Below are 422 nucleotides of genomic sequence, written 5' to 3' on the forward strand. Positions count from 1 at the left end.
ATCCCCCTCGGTGCGGGTGCCAACCCCCGAATGGAGCATTCCTGATGAACACGATCATTCGTAAGAGCGTTCTTGGTGTTGCCGGTCTGGCGTTCGCCGGTGGTCTGGCCGCCGGTCCGCTGAACCACAGCGACAGCACCGCCGCGGTGCAGTCGGCGGCCCCGGTCACCGCCGTGGCGGTGCAGGCCGACAAGCCGGACATGAGCACGCTGGTGCCGCATGGTGTGCAGGGCGCGCAGTCGCACATCGACCTGTCCGACGAGCAGGTCGCCAACGTCAGGGCCATCATCGCCGCCACGAAGAAGGCCGGCATGAACGAGCGGGCCGCCGTGGTCTCCATCGCCACCGCCCTGCAGGAGTCGAAGCTGGAGAACCTGGGTCACCTGGGTGACCGCAACGACCACGACTCGCAGGGCCTGTTC

1 pseudogene is annotated in these 422 nt (G+C 67.5%); it reads left to right on the forward strand.

From position 1 onward, the window contains the following. Positions 1–44: 44 nt before the first annotated feature. Positions 45–422: pseudogene (locus ACFHW0_RS31825) on the forward strand (hypothetical protein); the annotation flags it as partial.

Origin of the sequence: Micromonospora sp. LOL_025 (assembly GCF_048060285.1) — a bacterium.
Classification (GTDB): Bacteria; Actinomycetota; Actinomycetes; order Mycobacteriales; family Micromonosporaceae; genus Micromonospora.